Origin of the sequence: Vibrio sp. La 4.2.2, from assembly GCF_027586995.1 — a bacterium.
GTDB lineage: Bacteria > Pseudomonadota > Gammaproteobacteria > Enterobacterales > Vibrionaceae > Vibrio > Vibrio mediterranei.
This window is the reverse complement of sequence record NZ_JAPPTJ010000001.1, coordinates 557781-577600: the sequence shown is the minus strand read 5'-3', so window position 1 is coordinate 577600 and position 19820 is coordinate 557781. Positions and strand designations below refer to the sequence as shown.

General features: G+C 43.7%; 19 protein-coding genes. 8 read left to right on the top strand and 11 right to left on the bottom strand.

Annotated elements, in window-relative coordinates; translation table 11 throughout:
* Positions 1-147 precede the first annotated feature (147 nt).
* On the bottom strand, positions 148-2112 hold the full coding sequence (gene glgX / locus OH456_RS02590) for a glycogen debranching protein GlgX (RefSeq protein WP_270032730.1): 1965 nt from the start codon (positions 2110-2112) through the stop codon (positions 148-150).
* Between the two features lie 438 nt (positions 2113-2550).
* Here glgX and OH456_RS02585 point away from each other — a divergent pair, with 438 nt between their 5' ends.
* The 4 genes from OH456_RS02585 to OH456_RS02570 all read left to right on the top strand — a co-directional run bounded on the left by OH456_RS02585 (position 2551) and on the right by OH456_RS02570 (position 7292).
* Positions 2551-3939, top strand: a complete 1389-nt coding sequence (locus OH456_RS02585; protein ID WP_038230787.1) for a carbohydrate porin — start codon at positions 2551-2553, stop codon at positions 3937-3939.
* A gap of 86 nt (positions 3940-4025) precedes the next feature.
* The gene (locus OH456_RS02580; protein ID WP_270032729.1) at positions 4026-4895 is read left to right on the top strand and encodes a MalM family protein; all 870 of its coding nucleotides are present in this window, start codon (positions 4026-4028) and stop codon (positions 4893-4895) included.
* A 211-nt stretch (positions 4896-5106) separates the two neighbouring features.
* Positions 5107-6261, top strand: coding sequence for a tetratricopeptide repeat protein (locus tag OH456_RS02575; protein ID WP_270032728.1), 1155 nt, complete (start codon positions 5107-5109; stop codon positions 6259-6261).
* 317 nt (positions 6262-6578) lie between these two features.
* Positions 6579-7292 carry an outer membrane protein gene (locus tag OH456_RS02570; RefSeq protein ID WP_006070101.1) on the top strand — a complete coding sequence of 238 codons (714 nt, stop codon included), beginning with the start codon at positions 6579-6581 and terminating at the stop codon, positions 7290-7292.
* Between the two features lie 93 nt (positions 7293-7385).
* Here OH456_RS02570 and OH456_RS02565 read toward each other — a convergent pair whose 3' ends face one another.
* Genes OH456_RS02565 through OH456_RS02550 form a run of 4 tightly spaced genes read right to left on the bottom strand, consistent with a single transcriptional unit; the run spans position 7386 to position 11323 of the window.
* The gene (locus OH456_RS02565) at positions 7386-8318 is read right to left on the bottom strand and encodes a LysR family transcriptional regulator (protein ID WP_006070100.1); all 933 of its coding nucleotides are present in this window, start codon (positions 8316-8318) and stop codon (positions 7386-7388) included.
* A gap of 24 nt (positions 8319-8342) precedes the next feature.
* Positions 8343-9443 (bottom strand): ABC transporter permease, encoded by a 1101-nt coding sequence (locus OH456_RS02560; RefSeq protein WP_198558586.1) that lies wholly within the window; start codon positions 9441-9443, stop codon positions 8343-8345.
* Positions 9440-10366, bottom strand: coding sequence for an ABC transporter ATP-binding protein (locus OH456_RS02555; protein ID WP_270032727.1), 927 nt, complete (start codon positions 10364-10366; stop codon positions 9440-9442). Before OH456_RS02555 ends, OH456_RS02560 begins: the two co-directional genes overlap by 4 nt.
* Entirely contained in the window at positions 10367-11323 is a 957-nt protein-coding gene (locus tag OH456_RS02550) for an HlyD family secretion protein (protein WP_124941692.1), read from the bottom strand.
* Between the two features lie 400 nt (positions 11324-11723).
* Between OH456_RS02550 and OH456_RS02545 the strand changes: the two genes are divergently transcribed.
* From OH456_RS02545 to napH, 4 genes are all read left to right on the top strand, one after another.
* A complete protein-coding gene (locus OH456_RS02545; RefSeq protein ID WP_006070096.1) occupies positions 11724-12677 on the top strand; it encodes a M23 family metallopeptidase in 954 nt (317 codons plus the stop codon).
* On the top strand, positions 12581-13033 hold the full coding sequence (locus OH456_RS02540) for a bactofilin family protein (protein ID WP_081411526.1): 453 nt from the start codon (positions 12581-12583) through the stop codon (positions 13031-13033). The genes OH456_RS02545 and OH456_RS02540 overlap by 97 nt, the downstream gene beginning before the upstream one ends.
* Positions 13034-13276: 243 nt before the next feature.
* The gene (gene napG / locus OH456_RS02535; RefSeq protein WP_006070094.1) at positions 13277-14050 is read left to right on the top strand and encodes a ferredoxin-type protein NapG; all 774 of its coding nucleotides are present in this window, start codon (positions 13277-13279) and stop codon (positions 14048-14050) included.
* A gap of 2 nt (positions 14051-14052) precedes the next feature.
* On the top strand, positions 14053-14904 hold the full coding sequence (gene napH, locus OH456_RS02530; protein ID WP_006070093.1) for a quinol dehydrogenase ferredoxin subunit NapH: 852 nt from the start codon (positions 14053-14055) through the stop codon (positions 14902-14904).
* Positions 14905-14915: 11 nt separating this feature from the next.
* Here napH and OH456_RS02525 read toward each other — a convergent pair whose 3' ends face one another.
* From OH456_RS02525 to OH456_RS02500, 6 genes are all read right to left on the bottom strand, one after another.
* Positions 14916-15044: a hypothetical protein gene (locus tag OH456_RS02525; protein WP_269458204.1), complete on the bottom strand. Its 129-nt coding sequence runs from the start codon at positions 15042-15044 to the stop codon at positions 14916-14918.
* Between the two features lie 15 nt (positions 15045-15059).
* Positions 15060-15803, bottom strand: a complete 744-nt coding sequence (locus OH456_RS02520; RefSeq protein ID WP_252039478.1) for a hypothetical protein — start codon at positions 15801-15803, stop codon at positions 15060-15062.
* Between the two features lie 37 nt (positions 15804-15840).
* Positions 15841-16188, bottom strand: coding sequence for a hypothetical protein (locus OH456_RS02515; protein WP_006070091.1), 348 nt, complete (start codon positions 16186-16188; stop codon positions 15841-15843).
* 101 nt (positions 16189-16289) lie between these two features.
* Positions 16290-16994 (bottom strand): Crp/Fnr family transcriptional regulator, encoded by a 705-nt coding sequence (locus OH456_RS02510; RefSeq protein WP_006070090.1) that lies wholly within the window; start codon positions 16992-16994, stop codon positions 16290-16292.
* Positions 16995-17210: 216 nt separating this feature from the next.
* Positions 17211-17813: a 2OG-Fe(II) oxygenase gene (locus OH456_RS02505; protein WP_006070089.1), complete on the bottom strand. Its 603-nt coding sequence runs from the start codon at positions 17811-17813 to the stop codon at positions 17211-17213.
* Between the two features lie 142 nt (positions 17814-17955).
* Entirely contained in the window at positions 17956-19749 is a 1794-nt protein-coding gene (locus tag OH456_RS02500; RefSeq protein WP_270032726.1) for a choice-of-anchor I family protein, read from the bottom strand.
* Positions 19750-19820 lie beyond the last annotated feature (71 nt).

The following is a 19820-nucleotide window of genomic DNA, read 5'->3' as shown; positions in this document are numbered from 1 at the left end:
TATTAAACCATTTGAGCATGCGGAAATGGTACTACGTCTTAGATAAGGGATACAAAACAATTATTTGACGTAAAGTTAGTAGAGATCAATTGATAAAAATAAGAGGTTGAAAAACAACCTCTTATTGATGAATGGACTAACGTTAGATCATGAATCTGTTGGAGAGAAGTGCAAAATAGCCATCGACATTGGAGCTTGAAGTATTTCACCTTCAGCATGTCCTACTTCAGACTCTGCAATATGAGTATCGCAAATGGTCTTCCAAGTCTGGTTTCGATCGTTTGGCAAGGTAAAACGAGCAGGTGCTTTGGTTTGGTTAATTAAGTAAACCATCTCATCGCCGTCATCCCCAATACCAATATGTAGTGCGACGCTACTGAGTCGATTCCAATCTTCCATGCTCATTAATTTTCCATCCACACGGCTCCAGAAAATGCGATTGTCGTTACGCTTCTCACCGCTAAATGCGCGGATGAAAGGCACCATATACTCTTGGCGAGCGGCAAGCATGTCTGCTAGCCATTGTCTGAAGTGCTCTTTCGGCTCGCTTGAGCTCCAGTCCAACCAACTGATCTCATTGTCTTGGCAATAGGCGTTGTTATTACCTTTTTGGGTGTGTGAGAGGACATCTGCGGTCAAAATATGGGGAATACCAAACGAGAAGAGCAGCGTTGCCATAAAGTTACGCTTTTGCTTCTCGCGAGTTGCCAAGATGACTGGGTTATCTGTGTCGCCCTCTGCGCCATAATTGTCCGAGCGATTATCACCGTGTCCATCACGGTTTTGTTCACCATTGGCCTCATTATGCTTATGCTTGTATGACACCAAGTCTTGCATAGTGAAACCATCGTGGTAGGTGATGTAGTTCACGGTCAGTTTATATGGCCAATTTGCCGCACTGTATAGGTCTCGAGAACCCATTAATCGGGTAGCGAACTCTTTCAAGTAACCTTGATCGCCCCGCCAGAAACTGCGCGTAATGTCTCGCAAACGGTCATTACACTCATTCCAACCAAATGGGAAGTTACCTACTTGATAACCGTTAGGACCGATATCCCATGGCTCTGCAATTAACTTAGTCTGTTTTAATACAGGATCTTGCGCGACAGCTCTAAAGAAGGCAGCGTCACGGTTAAAGTTATCTCCGTTACGACCGAGCGTCGCAGCAAGGTCAAAACGGAAGCCATCGACGTTGAACTCTTGAACCCAATAACGGAGTGTATCCATAACAAGGTTGAGTGCTGGCTGATAATTGAGGTCAACCGTGTTTCCGCAACCGGTAAAGTTAGCAAAGAACTCACCATGGCGTAGATAGAATTTAGAATCCAAGGCTTTCAGATTGAAGACCGCTCCGTTATCTCCACCCTCTGCAGTATGGTTGTAGACCACATCAAGAATGACCTCAATACCATGGCGGTGAAGTTCACGAATAGCTGATTTTAGTTCTAGGACAGCATCTGAATCTGCATAGCGCGGATCTGGTGCCATAAAGACATATGGGTTATAGCCCCAATAGTTAACTTTATCCATGTTGAGCAGGTGAGGTTCATGCATACAGGCAGCGACAGGGAGCAATTGTATAGAATTGATATTCTGCTGCTTATAAAACCTCAGCATCTCTTCGCTGACTAAGCCTAGATACTTACCTCTATTCTGCGATGGGACCTTTTCATTGAGCTTAGTGGAGCCTTTTACATGAGTTTCGAACAGCACCATTTCTTCGCGAGGGATTCTTGGTAGCTCAGTGTCTTGCCAATCGAAGTCGTCAGCAATGACCACACATTTCGGTAGTTCAAAGCTTTTTGATGCATCAAATGGCGGAATATAGTGCAGGGCTTTGTCCAACGATTTTGCGTAAGGATCTGATATGAAATGACGCTCTTCACACGTTTCTATGACAAAACCATAACGTTGCCCAGCCTTGACTTCGCTAATGTGGGTATGCCTTACTCCAGCATATTCATTAGGGAGTGGGAACAATTGAACATTATCGTTGTCATCAAAGAGAGCTAATTGAATATCTGGGCAATCTGGAGCATGGATCGCGAAGTTACATCCTCGTTTATCCAGCGTCGCCCCTAATGGATATGGGCTTGATTGATGTTGTGTCATAAGATTTTTTTCTATTTGTTCGTGAATGACATTACTTAACTTTCAATAGTTAATAGCTTTGTAAACATTAGGTCAAGTTAAGATCACAGAATTTTAAATGTAATTTAATTTCAGTTTATTTGGCGTTATTTTGTAAAAAGTGATGTAAGACGTATTTTGTGCGTCAAAACATTACCAAATCCGCTACTCCTCCCCCCTTTTTTTGTGACTTATCCTTAAAAAACACCATACGGTTATTTTTCTCATCCTTTCTCATCCCCCTTAACAATCTTCAGGGTGGAGGACGTATCGCACTTACTACTTGGTTAATCTGACACCGTTCAATCAACTCGGGACCCTAAACCGATAAATATTTCAGACCTAAACGCATCAGTACTGCCTCTGCGGCGTTTTGGAAAATGAAATTGAATATAACGATAAGTTAAACGGAGTTTTCTAATGAAAAAAGTAAGTGTAATTGCTGCTGCAGTGGTGGGTGCTTTAGCTTCAGGCGCTGTGATGGCGGAAGACAAAGTACAAGAAGGTTGGCAAGTTAATGGTTATGGACACCTTCTATATAACGTAGGTGAGTCGCTACAACTTAATGAAACTTGGGAGCACCGCCGTGACTATCGCGCAGCGGGTGCAGCTTTCTCTGGTAACCCTAACCAAGTAGAGTTTACGGTAACTAAAGGCAATAACTACGAAAACGGCGCTTGGTCTAAATACGTTCTAAAGACAGAATATGGTAACAACGAGGGTGGTAATGGTCGTGGTTTCTATGGTTCTTCAGGCGGTAACGACAGTCACCTTTCGTCAGGTCAATTAGAGTTTAAAGAAGCGTATGTAGAGCTTGGTGACCTTTCAATGTTTGCTGAAGGCACCAGCATCTGGGCTGGTAAACGTTACTTGAACCGTCAAGCAGGTATTATCACGAAAGAATATTGGAAGCAGTCTTCGGGTCTAGGTGCGGGTGTAGAATATAAAGGCCTAGATTTTGCGGATAACTTAGGTTTTGCAGTAGTTTCTGCTGATCCTGGTGATGGTTATTGTGTGAACACAGTTACACCGGATAACGGTCCGGATTATGACGAGACTGTAAACGGCAAATACTGTAATACGCTAGATGATGGTCGTAGTACAACATTAACGTCACTAGACCTTTACTTATATGGTATTAAAGGACTCGGCGGAAGCTTTGATTTCGACCTTAAGTACCAAGTACGTGCTCATTCAGATCAATATCGTGTAGATACTAATACACCAGATGCAGCTGAAAATGGTATTGGCGCTGGTATTACTTATTCTCGCGACTACTACGGTTTTGATGGCTGGTCATTAACGGGTGTTACTTATGGTAAAGGCATTGCGGCCACTAAAGGTACAAACTTCGGTAACTGGAATGGTGGATGGGCAGAAGACGATGTCTCTCTATTCTTAACGTCTTACGGTGTTGCCAACATTACTGAAAACGTTCAACTTGGTTCAGAAATTGTTTATTGGAACATTGATAACAATGATCGTGGCCAGGTTTGGGGCGCGCAGGATGGCGTAACTCGCGCATTCTTGGGCTTAACTCCTACGTACCGAGTAAGTGACAACTTCCGTTGGGAAGCAGTTTTAACAGCGGCAAGCGAAACAGCTAAGGGATGGCGTACAGACGATACAACGTATTTCTACTCAGCTACATTAGCACCTGTTTTCACTGTGAATGCAGACTACTGGGGACGTCCACAGATCAAACCATACATTGCTTATATGTCATCTAGCGATGATTCTTATGGATGGTCGCAATCATCGAAAGGTAGTGATACTCGATTCGGTATCGAAGCTGAAATCTGGTTCTAATCAACCTAGTTGAATTTACTAGATGAAGTCTTAATCTAACAAGGCAGTCTAAGGACTGCCTTCTTTTTCTAAAATGGTGGAATATTATGAACAAAAATATTTTGGCGCTAGTACTTGGACTAAGTGTGGTTGGTTGTGCGAGTAACTCTGGTGTTGAGCCCACCATCACAGATGCTCAAATGAAGTCAGAAGACGTTTGCTGTATCAGTAAAAAAGATTTTGCTTGGGTGGAGTTGGATAAGACTGAAGATGTTGGTTTTGTAATTGATGAATCATCTCCTGTATGGGAGTTCAAAACCGGTAAGAGCTTTTTCAATGCGTTCGAGTTCTCTCCTCGTTCTGGCAAAGTAAAGGTAACCCTGAGCAGTAAAATGCTCAAAAAACGAGTGTTAGCACCGACAGTTCAATTACTCGACAAAGAATATAATGTGGTAAGAACTATCACTCTTGATGAATTCAATATTCGCTATTCAGACATGTTCGATGCGAACCGTTATGTAACGAGTTTTGAAGTCGACGCACAGTCATTACCTTACATGATTGTGTTCACTAACAGTTCAGATGTCGGCCAATTAATTTCAGTACCACATCCTGCCAAGGTGAGAGCAGAAGAAAGCGGGGAGCCGTTACCTATTGTTACTGACCCTAAGTTTAAACATAGTTATGTCGGTGAACTGAATTTAGAAATAGAGACCCTCACATTGGGGTCTAGAAAAGTTGATAATTCCATGGTGGCACCTGTTACAGCGGCAACGACTGGCGTTGTAGCAACTGGTGTGAAAGCAGCTCCAGCAACCATTCAACCAGAGACGACAAGCTATTATCATAGTGCGATCCAAAAAGCCGTCGCCGAGGACAACATCCCTAAAGCTCTGAGCCTGCTAGATGAAGCGAAAGCTCTTAACGTCGAAGGTGCTCAGGAAACGTTTGTTAAAGCAATTAACAGCCGTAAGTAAGATAACTTAGAATTTACCCCGTCTCGAATCATTCTGCTCGGTATAGAAAGCGGCAATGGTTCGAGGCTTTTTCTCTAAACAGATATTCAGCCAACGTCATTTCTCCAAACTAAGTTGTAAAAGCGTGTAATAGATCGCCTATATCACTTAATTAATCTCCCTTCCTGCCGTTACTATATAGAGTAACCGTTACCCAAAAAGCTATTAATCAATGTCGACACTTTCTATTGCAATAGGTGCAACCAGTCTTTCGCTCATCTTGGCATTTATCTGGATGTTCTCGTTATCCTTGAGACGCAAGAGGATGGAGCAAGAGCGTCTTGAGCGTGAAGCTGCCTACCGACGTGCTATTGAAAAAGCGCGTCAACAAGAAAGGCAAGAGCGTGTTTATAAAGCGGAAACGGGCCATGTACCTACAATTTTGTATTTAGCGAAAGAAGCCGAACGCAAGAATGTGAAAGAAGCGCTGTATTGGTACCATAAAGGTGCGCAGTTGGATAACGTCACGGCGATGTACGGCATTGTTCGTCTCAGTGATAAAAAGCGCGAAGACTTGGTATTACGTGAGCAAGCAAACTATTGGCGCCTTTGTATTGCTGGTACTGAAGGGGATTCTCATGCCAAATTTGAGGCTGCGAAGGCTTTAATTTATGGGCGAGGTACCGAGCGCAATATTCCCAAAGGTGTATCTACCATCCAAGAAGTTGCTGAAGAAGGAAATTTAGAGGCCATTCTCTATATGGGCGACTGGAGTATTTCTCCTGATAACCCAACACCATCGCCTAAACAATCGACTCTTTGGTTTGAAAAAGCTGCGGAAAAGCAAAGTGAAGAGGGCATGACCAAACTGGGTCTGAATTACCTAAATGGTGTTGGTGTTGAACAAAATACTGACAGAGCTTGCTATTGGTTAGAACGTGCGGCTGAGAAAGGCAATGTGGAAGCTATGTATTATGCAGGTGAAGCATGGCGAGACATTAAGCCTAATGGCGCTGCTATCGCTTATATTTGGCTGTTTATGTCCGCCTATTTAGGTTATGAGGCTGCAAAATCAGCAAGAGACTCGGTGGGTTCGACATTAGGAGTGGACTCCGTCGTGGGACTTCAATCGTTAGCAAAACCCGTCATTAAAAAACTTCAGTTTGGGCCGATGGTGAAACATTCGCTAATCAAGGCATTAAACAAGCTTTATAAAAGAGAATTACCTCTTTTTGCACTTGAAGAGGCAGACACTTTGAATAAAGAGCAGCCAAATACGGAATCTTCAGAGAGTCAGCAAACGACCTCCGATAATGACACCTCAATGCAAGTGAATGAATCTGATTACAATTACTCCAACTATCACACATCTTACTCCAATCAGTAATCGTATTTATGGTATGAATTCATCGTTAATGATTAATGCGGTTTCATTTATGATTAATTTGAATCAAAAATAGGTGTATAATCTATTTTTGTTATCGATTTGAGAATATTTTGTTCCGTAAATTAGCTTTTGGTTCAATTATGATGTGATGCCCATCACTTCAAACTCTACTTTGACATTCCTCTGACAAAAATGATGCTCAACAAAATATGCTGAGCTCAGTTTTAGTGTGGCGTCTAAGGATGCTTGGCAGTGGCCTAAACGCTCGCACGTTAAATTAATGCCTTTTGGCATTCCTGTTCTATACGGAGCTTTTCATGAAAACTTTTAAAATGACATTAGCGGCGGCACTTGTTGCTGCTGTAGCCCTTCCTGCAAGCGCAAACTACGTTGACGTTCGTGGTGCTTACAAAACAGAAGCTAAAACTTACGAAACTCGTGTACGTGCTGGTTTTGACTTTGCAGAAGATTGGCAAATCCACCTTGAAGGTACTCAAGCTCAAGGTGATAAACTGTTTAGCAATTCTGGTAAAAGCGTTGCTGCTTTCGAAACAGAACTAAACTACAACTGGGCAATTAACGATAACTTCACGTTAACTCCTGGTTTCGTATACTGGAACGGTTCTGACCACATGGAATACCGTCCATACCTAAAAGCAACGTATGCTGAAGGCAACTTCTATACTGCAGCTCGTTACCGTTACCAAGCAGCGTCTAGCAGCACAACTCCAGGTGTTAAAACAAACGACACTAACCAAGTTGACCTATGGGTTGGTTATAACCTAAACGACTTCGCACTTGAGTATAACCCTGCTTACATCAACCAAAAAGACGGTGGTGCATATACAGGCAATGGTACTGACAAAGCAGACACTAAGTGGGAACACACATTCCAAGTTAAGTACACTGGCTTTGAATCATGGGCTCCATACGTAGATTATCAAATTCTTGATAAAACATATGCGAATGCACAATACACGGATTTCAAAACAGAAAACCGTATCCGTGCAGGTGTAACGTTTAACTTCTAATCGTTACCGAATACATTGTCGCTTAGCGACAAACCCGAATTGAAAAGGCAGCACATAGTGCTGCCTTTTTTAATCTTTATAACCCGCCTTTGTTTAACTCTCTTTCAGATGATGTACCATCTGCTGTCTTAACCATGTAATGGCAGAGTTGTGACTCATTTTACTTGGCCAAACCATATAGGAATCAAAGGTTTTAGTTTCAAATGGGAAAGGAAAAGTTTGCAGTTGGAATATATCGCTATACTGCTCCGCAACAGATAAAGGTATGACCGCAATCGCTTGTGAATTGGATACTGAAGGAAGCATTCCAAGCAATGAAGAGTGTTGGCTAAATACTTTTCGTGGTGGCAATACTTCGCTGACCAACCATTCCACAAATGTGAGATTGTGGCGCCTGATATTCAGTAGAACATGACTCTCGGTCATATAGTTGGATTTATCGAATTTACCTTGCTGTATGCGTGGATGATTCTTACTGGCGACGCATGTTAGCCCTTCACTGTGCAGTAATTCTGATTGAAATACTTTGCTGTCTGATGGCGACACATCAATAACTAGATCCACTTTCTCCATCTGAAGATCTTCGTAGATTCTGGCATCTTTGGGAGGTAGTTCTTTTAAGATGATCTCGATATTTGGATAGGTAGTACAGACATGGAGACGTTTCTGAAGCCTTAACATAGCGGCTTCATGACAATATACGACGAATGTACGTTGTGTTTTCTTTGGATCAAACGCTTCTAGACCTTGAATCACTTTCTCTATACTCATGATATGGTCATGGGTCTGCTCATACAGTTCTTTGGCATAGCGTGTCGGTTTGATGCCTCGGCCTGTTCTCGAGAATAGTTCTTTGCCAACATTTTCTTTAAGGCGTGTCAGCGCATTACTCACCGCAGATTGCGTCAGGTCGAGTCGCTCTGCTGATTTGGTCACAGATTCTGTTTCGTAAGTAGAAATAAACACTCGCAGTAAGTTTAGGTCGAACTTCTTGTTAGGTTTGCTTTCTAGCTTTTTATTGTCCATAGCAACGTCCTGTGTCGTTGTCTGTTAATCGAGAGTTTTCTTGAATCTAAAGGCGGCAACAATAAGACCGACTACGGTAAATCCAGCCAGCCAGACGGTATCACGCCATACGTCAGACAAATCAGCGCCACGTAAAATAATGCCGCGTATCATGCGCATAAAGTGAGTAGCTGGTAAAGCTTCAGCGACCCATTGAGCGGCATTCGGCATCGCTTCATAAGGAAACATAAATCCAGAGAGCAAGATAGAAGGCAGCAAGATAAACACGGTCATTTGCATGGCTTGCAACTGAGTCTGCGCGATGGTTGAAATCACCAAACCCAGAGTTAAGCTAGCGGCTATAAATAGCAAACTTCCCATCAGAATTTGACTCACTTGACCATTTATGGGAACGCTGAAAATCGCCCAGCCGAGTCCTAAAATAATGAAGATCTGAATCAGTCCGATAAAGATATAAGGGACTATCTTACCGATCATTAGCTCAAGGGAATGAATAGGTGTGGTGATTAATAACTCCAGATTGCCTCGTTCGCGTTCTCGCACGATGGCTGCACTGGTAAACAAAATCATCGTCATTGTCAGTATCACACCTAAGAGTCCAGGGACAATATTCACTGCGGATCGGCGACTTGGATTATAGAGTAGGGTTGCTTCGAAGGTTTTTGGAGAGTGTGGTTGGTAGCCTGCTATCGCAAATTCTTTGATAGGCATGTTTTGCAAGCCCAAAAGCGCAGAACTAATCATAGTATCGGAACCGTCGACCAGCCATTGGCCTAGTGTCTGCTTATGAGTAATACGTTGCGTTAGGTTGTTAGGTAAGATTAACGCCGCACGTACCACACCCTCACGAATGGCAACCTCTGCTTCCTCAACCGTTGGATATTGCGCTTTAACGGTGACTACCTGAGTGACCTTGACAGCTTCAACAATAATTCGCCCTGGGGCTGATTGGCTTTGATCAACGATCGCAATCGGAATATTCCGCACGTCCGTATTCATTGCAAATCCAAATAAAATAAGCTGAATGAGCGGTATCATGACAACCATCCCAAACGTAATACGATCCCTTGAGAGCTGGCGAATTTCTTTGACCATTATGGCGCTCATGCGCGTTAAGCTTTTCATTGTCTGCCCTTACCTGTGACGGAAACAAAGACATCTTCTAAACTTGGTCTTGCCGGTGTGAGCTCAGCTTGAGCTAAATCAGGGAAGCGCGTTTTAAGCCACAAGATGGGGTCAGCGACGGATTGATAGATCAGTACGCGTAAGCGAATTCCTAACTGAGCTGCAGATCGAACCTCTTCACAAGCGATGAGCTTCTCTTTCAATGCTCGTAATTGGGGCGCTCGCACTTCTATGATGTTGACTCCCATATTATTCATCAGCACTTCAGGCTCATCATCTGCACGCATTTCTCCCGCTTCCATAATGGCTAATCGATGACAGCGCTCAGCTTCATCCATATAGTGGGTGGTGACTAGGATAGTGGTGCCTTGATCACTAAGATCAAACAGTTGTTCCCAAAATTCTCGACGATTCTCAGGATCCACGGCTGAAGTCGGCTCATCTAAAAAAAGCAGTTCTGGTCTGTGCATGGTCGCAGCCGCAAGGGATAAACGCTGTTTTTGGCCACCACTCATGCCGCTGACTCGTTGTTTCTTGAGGTTGGACAGACCGTAGATACTCAGTTGCTCTTCTATTCTGTTGCTACAAAAAGAGCGGTTCATTCCGAATATTTGCCCAATAAACTGCAAGTTCTCCTGAACAGAAAGATCGTCATACAAAGAGAATTTCTGTGTCATATAACCAATCTTTAATCTCAGTTGTTCTGACTGTTGGGGAATATTCAATCCCAAAACATTAACGGTGCCCTCGGTAGGACTAAGCAGGCCTGTTAGCATGCGAATAGTGGTCGATTTCCCGCAACCATTGGGCCCTAGAAACCCATAAATACTGCCTTTGGGAACCGACAAGTTAATGCCATTGATGGCTGTAAAGTCACCGAACTTTTTGGTGATATTGGTTGCTGTAACGGCAATCTCGCTCATCTACTTCAGCCCCGCTAAGTCAACTTGAGCTGGTACTCCGGTAGGAAGTGTTTGAGCACTGTCGGGTAAGTCGATCTCTGCCAGATACATCAAGCGTGAGCGCTCATCTTCAGTTAGAGCATAATAAGGGGTGAATGATGGATCGGATGCGACCCAACGAACTGTGCCAGTTAGTATTTGCTCTAACCCGTCCACATGAACAGGCACTTCAAGACCAGGGACAAACTTCACCCTGACTGAAGAAGGAACATAGACACGCGCGTAGGGTACCCGGTCTGCTAGCACCACGGCAACAAAGGAACCAGTAGCGACTCGTTCGCCAAGATTGTATGGCAGGTTATCAAGCACGCCATCACGTGTCGCGACGATAGTGAGCTCATCCAACTGCTGGGTTTGTAATGCAACGTCGGCCTTGGCAGCAGCCAAGGCAGCTTCTGCTTGTGTGATATCTTCGGGTCGGGTACCGGCTGTCAGCTTTGAGAACTCTTCTGTTGCCGAGTTTAGCTCCGCTCTTGCTGAGTCGCGGTTAGCCAACGCTTGGTCCTTTTGCGATTGACTTGCGAGTTTTTTGCGCACTAACTCTTCTGCTCGAGAGTAGTTCTTTTCCGCTTCGATCAATCGAGCTTGGGCCATATCTACTTTAGCTTGCGCAGCTGCAATATCTTCAGGTCTTTCACCATTGGTTAGGCGAAGTAAGTAAGCACTGGCTTTTGCTTCTTCAGCTATCGAATGAGCCAATACGGCTTCTTGCCGTTTGGTGTCTAAGCGAACTAGAACATCTCCTGTTTTTACCATACTCCCTTCACGAATAGGCAATTCACGAATGATTTCATTCGCGGTAGAAGAAAATGTAATGCGGTCTCGCTCAAGTGTACCTAGTGCTTTGCCATTGTCGTCACTTTGGCATCCCACCAGAGAAAACAAGATAGAGAAAACAATGAACAACGACCGTTTCATAGAAAACCCTCAAATATCACTTATATAGTCAATATTAGAAGCCAGTTGATTATTTTCTAGCTAATTTTCATAAAGTTATGAAGTCAAGACGTTTTGGATATTGGTATTCGTTGGGAGGTGAGATAGTGATTAATTTCAGGGGGAGTCTGACAAGCTGTCAGATAGCGAGCAGAATATGATTACTTCGGCGCGGATCTTTTTAACCAGTTGTTAAACCTAACATATAGTTTTTATTGATTGTTTGACACAAAGTCACGTCCTGACATTTCCTTGAACTTTCTGACTAGTACCTGTCATCTGTATTCCGTAAATTAACGCTTAGTTCAACAAAATCAAGCAATACAGTGAACTTGGTTTGTAGGGAAATTCTGCAACAGTCACGGATAAGACAGCATCAAACATGAAAGACCAACTAACGATTTCAGTTTCAACCATTAACGGCTCCAAGCACTGGCAGTTGAGTAAATCGATGCGCCGGAGCTTAAAAAGCTTGCTTGGAGTCAGTGTTGCGGTGGTGTTTGGCGGCGCGTTGCTTATTCAACACCTTTATCAAGTTGTGGACTACGCTGAGCTCAAACAAAAAGAGCTTGCCAGTGAGTCGCAAACATTGGGTGACGAACTGGCAAATTTGCAGGACCTGAAACAAACCTTAGAGAACGACCTATCTGATAGAGAAGAGCGCATAGCGTTAGTCTCTGAACGACTTTCTGATTTAGAGAAAGTACTGGGAGTGTCTGACCAAGGCGGTGATATTGAGTTGGAGTCCCGTCTGGATGCTGCGGCAATCCACTCTAATATCCGAATGGTGATGTTGACCCAGATCCCGAGCGGTTCGCCCGTGGGGAAACATCGAATGTCGTCTCAATTTGGCAAGCGTACTCATCCTGTGACCGGGAAAGTTAAAATGCACCGAGGGCTGGATTTTGCTGTGAACACAGGCACATCAATCTACGCACCTGCAGACGGCGTGGTTGAGGTAACGAGGCGCAGTAGTAAAGGCTCTGGCAACTTTCTTCGACTGCAACATTCATTCGGCTTTTCCAGTTCTTACTCACATCTTAAGAGCTTCAAAGTTAAGAATGGGCAATTTGTCCGTAAAGGGGATTTGATCGCCATTTCCGGCAACACAGGTCTGTCATCTGGACCGCATTTACACTATGAAGTTCGCTTTGTTGGGCGAGCGCTAAACCCTAGGCCTTTTGTGGAGTGGGGTGTACATGAATTTGAAGATATCTTTAAAAAGGAACGAGGAATACGATGGGAATCTTTAGTAAAAACAGTGGAACAAAGAGTCGCTCAGCAGCTGCAACTCTCATCGCCAAAGGCTGTACTATTAGCGGAAAACTCAAATTAGAAAGTGATATTCAAGTCGATGGAATCGTCGATGGACAAGTTCACGTCGAAGGCTCATTAGTTGTTGCTGAGTCGGGACGAGTGAAAGGTGAAATATTCGCAAAGCAGTTAATTGTTAACGGTATTGTCGAAGGCAATTGTCATGCGGAGCATATTCAGATTCTCGCTAATGGTCGAGTTAAGGGCAAAGTCTGGAGTAACAACTTGAGTATTGAACCGGGCGGTAAATTCTTTGGCGAAACGGCGGAGTTTCCGGATGATGAAGTAGTGAGTCTAAAATCAAAAGAGACGACGGAAACAAAATTGCCAATCAACCCGAAAAGTGGTCCAAAAAACGACATTAAAAAGAGCGCGTAAGCACGAAAGGTGCGGCTCCCTTGCTGCACCTCAATCCTCTGGAACTACAACCTTAAATTCTCAATTTGTGATAACGATAGCTATCCATTGTTGATATTAATCAATCAACCCTCAGTATAACCCTTTCGTATAGTAGGGACATCAGTTAGAAGAGTTACAATTCGCCTAATACAGCTCATCTGAATGAGCTCGGAAGTAGTATAATTAAATAATACCTTTGACTAAAAGTGAAAGGATCTGAGCATGTCTAGGCAAAACAATAAGTCTTCTGAAAGCCGTCGCAGATTTCTACGTGACGCAGCGAGAACAGCTGTTGGTGTTGGCGCTGCGGCGACTTTACTAGGGTTACAATCCAAGCAAGGGCAAGCAAAAACCAGTGGAGGAGTGCCTATTCGGCCACCTGGAGCGCTTGCTGGCGACCAATTTGACCAAGCGTGTTTGCGCTGCGGTTTATGCGTCCAGGCCTGCCCGTACGATACGCTAAAGCTTGCAACCCTTTTATCTCCTGTAGCATCAGGAACGCCATATTTTACCGCCCGTGATATTCCTTGCGAAATGTGTGAGGACATTCCTTGTGTGGTGGCGTGTCCAAGTGGTGCGCTTGATCATTCACTTACTAATATCGACGACTCCCGTATGGGGCTCGCGGTACTTATTGACCATGAAGAGTGTTTGAACTGGCAGGGGTTGCGCTGCGATGTTTGCTATCGAGTGTGTCCGGTCATCGATAAAGCAATTACCCTTGAGCCAATTCGCAATCAGCGCACTGGTTACCATGCCAAGTTTATTCCAACGGTTCACTCTGACCACTGTACAGGCTGCGGTAAATGTGAGCAGGCATGTGTTACCGATGTACCTGTCATAAAGGTTGTGCCTATTGAACTTGCTAAAGGCCATATGGGCGACCACTATCAGCTTGGATGGGAAGAAAAGGTAGAACTTCGTGATGGTACCTTCCCTGAAACACCAGAGATAGCGCCGAGTGAGCACATCCGCATTAATGACGGGAGGAAATAACCATGGCTAAGAATCTCGCAAAAGATGCGGGTAAAGACGCGATAAAAGAGCTTGGCTGGTGGAAGGCACATCGTTTTTTGATTTTAAGAAGGTTATGCCAACTGGCCATTATAGGTCTATTCATGGTGGGGCCAACATGGGGAATTCTTGAAGGCAACCTATCATCCAGCATGTTATTTGGGGTGATTCCTCTCAGTGATCCACTCCTCGTGATGCAAACATTGGCCACAGGGCACTGGCCAGAAGTGAATGCTCTCATTGGTGTTGCTATTGTTGTTGTGTTTTACGCTCTTATTGCTCCTCGTGCGTTCTGTGCTTGGGTTTGCCCTCTCAATATGGTCACCGATTTAGCAGCGTGGATGCGACGTAAACTAAATCTTAAGGCAAGTTATAAATGGTCTCCAAAACTTCGCTATTGGTTGATTCCGGTGATTCTACTGGGCAGTGCGGTTTCTGGTTCACTGTTGTGGGCGTGGATTGATCCTGTGGCATCGTTACATCGTGGATTGGTATTTGGGATGGGTGCTGGCTGGATATTGATTCTATTGGTTTTCTTACTTGATCTCGTTTTGGTTGAACACGGTTGGTGCGGGCATTTGTGCCCACTGGGTGCAACTTACGGCGTCATCGGTCGTAAGAGCGTTATCAGAATTAAAGCAACTCACCGCGAGGCGTGCACTAAATGTATGGATTGTTATAACGTGTGCCCTGAACCCGATGTTCTTAGGCAGCCCCTTAAACAGGGGGACAGACGTGTTATGAGCCAAGATTGCATTAGCTGTGGGCGCTGCATTGATGTGTGTGCTGAAAAAGTACTCGAGTTTACTGCGAGTTCAAAGCAAGACCATAGTTAGAAGTCATAAGTTTATGGAACGTCGCGTCTAGGCTCTGTAACGTTCCATTCTAAAAGCTTGCTGCTTTTTACTTTTCTATCAATGGCGTGTTTGTGAATATTGGCTAGGGACACATAAGCGGCTAATAAGATGCTGAGCATGATCATACCTTTAAATTACTGGTCAACATGTCGAAGATGACACTGTTCATTTACGATGAATACCACCCAAGCACTATCGTTCCATACTGAGTCTTTTTCTGGAGTCCAAACTGTGCAGTCCAAGGTCGTGGTGTCGCTGTAGTTTACGGTGAGGTCAAAATTCATAAGATCTTTTGACATATTTATTTGTTTGAAGTCACCGTGTGACGAGATATCAATAGGCGGCGATTGTTGACCAATGTGAACCGCGGTTTTACCTATATGCTTGTGAACATCAAGATCTAGGATAAAAACGGGCACTTTGCCGTCCACGGGTTGAACGTTGGGTTGGTGTAGAGCGTATAGTTGATAGTCATCGGTGTCGGTATTACCTAGACTAAAAACCCAATAGCGAGCTTTATCCACTAGTTCAATTTGAGTATTAGCTAGCACCTGCTGTTCATTTCGACTTATAAGTTCAATGTTTAACAAGTTAACCAAGTCGTCTGTGTCTCGAAATTGTACGGTTTTCGAGTAACCGATATGACGAGAGTACTGGTTTTTCAACAAGTCATGTTTCTCTCCCTTTAGAGACATAGCAATTACGTCAGTTTCAGTGTATTCACTGGGACTAGCGATAAAGTCAAATGTACGAATAACCATACTTTGAGGTTGCGGTAGGGTAGCTTCTGGATTAGTTGGACTACTTCCTCCACACCCAAGTAACGTACTGACGGTTCCAAGGGTAACAAAACAAAACAACGAGCGTAGTACATTCATAGAGTTTCTCTTAATTGAAAATGGTCTTTGAGTTTACTTAGGCGACGAAATCCAGACTCTTGATATACAGAGCCATTTTGGGACATCGAAAAGGTTGGCTGATATTAATCCAGCTTGGTTTTCTATCTGTTACTGAAACGGAATAGTGCGCTTCCATAAACAGCAGCGTTTCTTCAATAACAGTATTCCAGCGTTGATCCTGTCTAACGATAAGTTGGCTAGACTTTGGGTAAAATTTCCATTTAGTCGTACTTAACTGAGGGCAAATATAAACCTGACCCAAATGGTCAACGATAACCTCACCTTCAAGTCTATTAACACGAAATTTCTTATTTACGTCATCCTTGGTATCAGTGTGAATTTTAATGGCATAGATAAACGGCATATATAACCTACTGCTGTGTTTATTCCTCAGGAGAACCTGATAAAAGTTGTTTAAGCATTTTCCAAAAATGTAGTCACATTATTGGATAGAATTGGTAACGACTAAATATACAGTCTTGGATCGCGTATACTTAGATCAATGCCGTCCATATAAGCAGCCAGCCTCTGTGGCGAATCGATGCGAATCTTGCCTCTATATAAAGTAACAAGATGATTTCTCTCTAGTTCTTTCATTACTTCGTTTACCCGTTGGCGTGCGATACCCGTCATGTCACTTAATTGTTGTTGTGACACTGAAATTTCGACCATCGATTCTTTGGTGTTCATATGAGCCAATATATCTATCAACTGATAAACAATTCTTTCTGTGATGTTCGCGCTATATATCAACTGGCTTTGTAGCCATTTCTCTTTTGACTCAAACGTTAATGAATAAAACCACTTGTAGATTTCAGCATTTTTTTCACATATTGGACGCAAGCGTTGGTTACTAAAATGAATAATGCTACAAGGTTCTATTTCAATAAATATAAAAGGCAACAAAGAGGCATTGGGGTCAATATAATTTCCGAACCAGCCATCTTGACCCACTAATAGGCAATTTGCAGTTTTTAAATTTGGAGTTTGTATACAAATCGCTAATGTTCCACTTTCTATAAAGTTGATGCCCCTATTTATGAGACTTGAGCTTGCCAACGCAGGGTCTTCGATTGAAATTCGCTGGGCAACAGAAACTAGTTCTTGTGACAACTCTGGCGACAACGACGTCGTCCATCTCAATTGTTCAACCGCTATCGTCTTTGTCATAACCGCCTCTTCTTATATCTTCTTATAGATTATAGAGGCTTACGGACATTATGAATGCGTTTCTTGCCGTCGTTGAGGGAGAGTGTATAGGGGAACGTAGAGAAGAAGTATCCGGTGGCGGACACTTCTAGCAATTAATTTGATTAAAGTGGTGTATTGAGTTCGAAAACACCTATGACGGGCAGAATGGAATAGCATCCTAGCAGGGGATGATGGCTACTGAGCTATATCCAACATGTTGTCTTTCACACCATTGGTTCTGAACCAACCTGCGATGCTAAAACGCTCGCGGTGAGTTGGCAGTACTTCGTGAGGGAACTGCTCTGAGAAAAACACAAATAATCGGCCTGATTTTGGTTTGATTCGCGTCAGCTCATTGTCATCTAAGTCGTAGACAACTAAATCACCACCATCTTGCTCTGTCCATTCATCGTTCATGTAGAACACTGTCGTCAAACGGCGATTCTCGTTACCGCGGAAGCAATCTAGGTGTTTCTGGTAGAAATCACCCTTTTCATATTTTGCAAAGTGCGCTTCATATTCAAATAGGCCCAAGAAAAAATTCTGGTTTGCGGCTTGGCGAATGATCTCCATCTTACTAAGAAATTGTTGAACTGGTTCACCAAGATCGCTCGATAGCCAGCAGATTTTGTCACTGCGAATTGCGCTTTCACGCATGACTTCGTCGTTGCGACCGATACACGCTTTTTTCCAGTTCTCTGGCAGACACTCTTTGAGCGCATCAACTTGATCGGGAGACAGAAAATCGTCCCAAATGTAATAGCCTTGAGAGAATAAAGAATCGATGAGCTTTTGCATGATAAGCGCCGCCGTGGTTATAAGAAACAGGAGGCGCTTTATAGATAATTAACCCGTTGTCATCAAATCTGTTTTTTTGTCGTGACGATTAACACGGTTATGCTCTGGGCTCTGACAAAAACGGTCAGAGCCCAGAGCGTGATTAAAGATCGATTCTAAAGACCGATGTCGTACCACTGACTTCATTACCGACGGCAATGAAGTGGTTGCCCTGACGTGTGAAGTACTCGATGGATTCAGGCCCAAGATCGCCTGCCTTTGGGTTGTATTGGTCATTATCACAATCGCCATCATCTACTTGAGTGCAAACTGGCTGGGAGAAGTCACGGTTATTAACGTAGGTGATAAACAGGGCTTGTGCAGGTTCTGTAACATCATAGACCATAATGCCGCCATGACGTTCTAAGCCAATGAACGCGTAGTGACGACCATTAATATTTGCAACTTCAATAGCTTCTGGCTCGACACCTTTATCATCACTGCGGTCATCTGCGGAGTTGTTATTATCATTAGTGCTGTTGAAGTACTTCGCTTCCTTCATGAATACAATATTGGCAAATTCATCGCCACTGTCATAAACCCGTTCACCCGTTTCATTCCAGATAGAGAAGGAGCGAGCGCCAAAGGCTTGCACTTTTTCATCTGCTGCCAATGTTTGGTTTGACTTGATCACTTTAAGGCGTGCTAATTGTGCGTTGTCTTTTAGAGCGATTGCCAGAGGATGATTCGGATCCACTTTGAGCTTCTTGCCACGAACCTCATCAACGTAAGCGATACAGAAGTCTTGCTTGTTAGCGTAGTCCTCAGCATTTTGCTGTTCGTCACCGTCCCACTTGAAACCTTGTTTATCACATTGTTGTTGTGTGGTGTTGAAACCATACTCACGGCCATCACCTTCATTCGCAGTCACAACATAAGTTTCGCCATTTACGCTATAGCTAGCTATGCTGTCGGGCATATACAGGCCTTCTAACATTGGGTAGCTCTTCAAGTTGCCCACAATGTTGTCTTTATTAGAGGCATCAAGCTTCTCTGTTTGCCAAGATTTGCCACCTAAGCCAACGATACTTTTAACACTCGCTGAAGCAACATCAATAGTCGCCATCGCATTGTTTTCTTGAAGAGCTACATAGAGCGAGCCTTTATCATCAAACGTTAAATATTCCGGCTCTAAGTCTTGAGCAACAGTCGCGTTAGGATGAGAGATGCGAACTTTAGAGCTAAGTTCTGAGTGACGAGATTGGCCCTGATTAAACTCGCGAAAATCAATTTGAGTCACTAGTGCTTTTTGAGGTCCATTGTTTAGGTCGACCAAAGTGACAGATCCTTCTGGGTCGACAGAGTAGTCTGCGTTGGGTTCACCTTCGTTTGCACTAGCAAGGTAACGGCCGTCTTTGGAGAAGCTGACCATGTCTGGCAGTGAGCCTGCTTGGTAGGTGGTAATGAGCGCTAAGGTATCGGAGCGATACAAGGCAATAATGCCTTTGTCTTGCTTATTACTATTCTCGATAGCGACAGCGACCAGTCCTTCATGAGCCGATACACTATTCGCTGCGCCAATTTTAATGCCGGATTGCTGTGCTGCGGATACTAGATCAATCTGACCTGTCGAACTTGGCTTACCTTGTTTATCAAGCGAAAGTACATCGACTTTCTTTGCTTGTGCATTGACCACATATAGCTTGTCGGTGCAGCTATCGTAACTGACAATCTCTGCAGCAGATGTACCAAACGGGGCATCTGCGATGGATGTGCCGACCAAGGTAAGACCGGAAATTGACATTTCTGAAGGTTCAGGGACAACTGATGTTTTACATTGAATATTGAACGCCTCAACGGCATTGGAAGCTGTCTTTGAAGAAGAGTTTGATGCACATCCAGATAGTGCGATGCTTGCTACGATAACCGAAGCAAAAGTGGTTCTAAGCGAGTTCATATTTCCTCCTTGAATAATTAACTCGCCGAGGATAAATATATTTTGTTACGTTTATATGTATGGACAAAAAA

Coding starts and splice junctions, on each gene's coding strand:
- OH456_RS02580 (WP_270032729.1), top strand. CDS start 4,026: ATGAACAAAAATATTTTGGCGCTAGTACTTGGACTAAGTGTGGTTGGT.
- OH456_RS02515 (WP_006070091.1), bottom strand. CDS start 16,188: ATGCCGTTTATCTATGCCATTAAAATTCACACTGATACCAAGGATGAC.
- OH456_RS02540 (WP_081411526.1), top strand. CDS start 12,581: ATGGGAATCTTTAGTAAAAACAGTGGAACAAAGAGTCGCTCAGCAGCT.
- OH456_RS02585 (WP_038230787.1), top strand. CDS start 2,551: ATGAAAAAAGTAAGTGTAATTGCTGCTGCAGTGGTGGGTGCTTTAGCT.
- OH456_RS02520 (WP_252039478.1), bottom strand. CDS start 15,803: ATGAATGTACTACGCTCGTTGTTTTGTTTTGTTACCCTTGGAACCGTC.
- OH456_RS02560 (WP_198558586.1), bottom strand. CDS start 9,443: ATGAAAAGCTTAACGCGCATGAGCGCCATAATGGTCAAAGAAATTCGC.
- glgX (WP_270032730.1), bottom strand. CDS start 2,112: ATGACACAACATCAATCAAGCCCATATCCATTAGGGGCGACGCTGGAT.
- OH456_RS02525 (WP_269458204.1), bottom strand. CDS start 15,044: ATGCTCAGCATCTTATTAGCCGCTTATGTGTCCCTAGCCAATATTCAC.
- OH456_RS02510 (WP_006070090.1), bottom strand. CDS start 16,994: ATGACAAAGACGATAGCGGTTGAACAATTGAGATGGACGACGTCGTTG.
- OH456_RS02575 (WP_270032728.1), top strand. CDS start 5,107: ATGTCGACACTTTCTATTGCAATAGGTGCAACCAGTCTTTCGCTCATC.
- OH456_RS02570 (WP_006070101.1), top strand. CDS start 6,579: ATGAAAACTTTTAAAATGACATTAGCGGCGGCACTTGTTGCTGCTGTA.
- OH456_RS02505 (WP_006070089.1), bottom strand. CDS start 17,813: ATGCAAAAGCTCATCGATTCTTTATTCTCTCAAGGCTATTACATTTGG.
- OH456_RS02500 (WP_270032726.1), bottom strand. CDS start 19,749: ATGAACTCGCTTAGAACCACTTTTGCTTCGGTTATCGTAGCAAGCATC.
- OH456_RS02550 (WP_124941692.1), bottom strand. CDS start 11,323: ATGAAACGGTCGTTGTTCATTGTTTTCTCTATCTTGTTTTCTCTGGTG.
- OH456_RS02545 (WP_006070096.1), top strand. CDS start 11,724: ATGAAAGACCAACTAACGATTTCAGTTTCAACCATTAACGGCTCCAAG.
- OH456_RS02555 (WP_270032727.1), bottom strand. CDS start 10,366: ATGAGCGAGATTGCCGTTACAGCAACCAATATCACCAAAAAGTTCGGT.
- napH (WP_006070093.1), top strand. CDS start 14,053: ATGGCTAAGAATCTCGCAAAAGATGCGGGTAAAGACGCGATAAAAGAG.
- napG (WP_006070094.1), top strand. CDS start 13,277: ATGTCTAGGCAAAACAATAAGTCTTCTGAAAGCCGTCGCAGATTTCTA.
- OH456_RS02565 (WP_006070100.1), bottom strand. CDS start 8,318: ATGGACAATAAAAAGCTAGAAAGCAAACCTAACAAGAAGTTCGACCTA.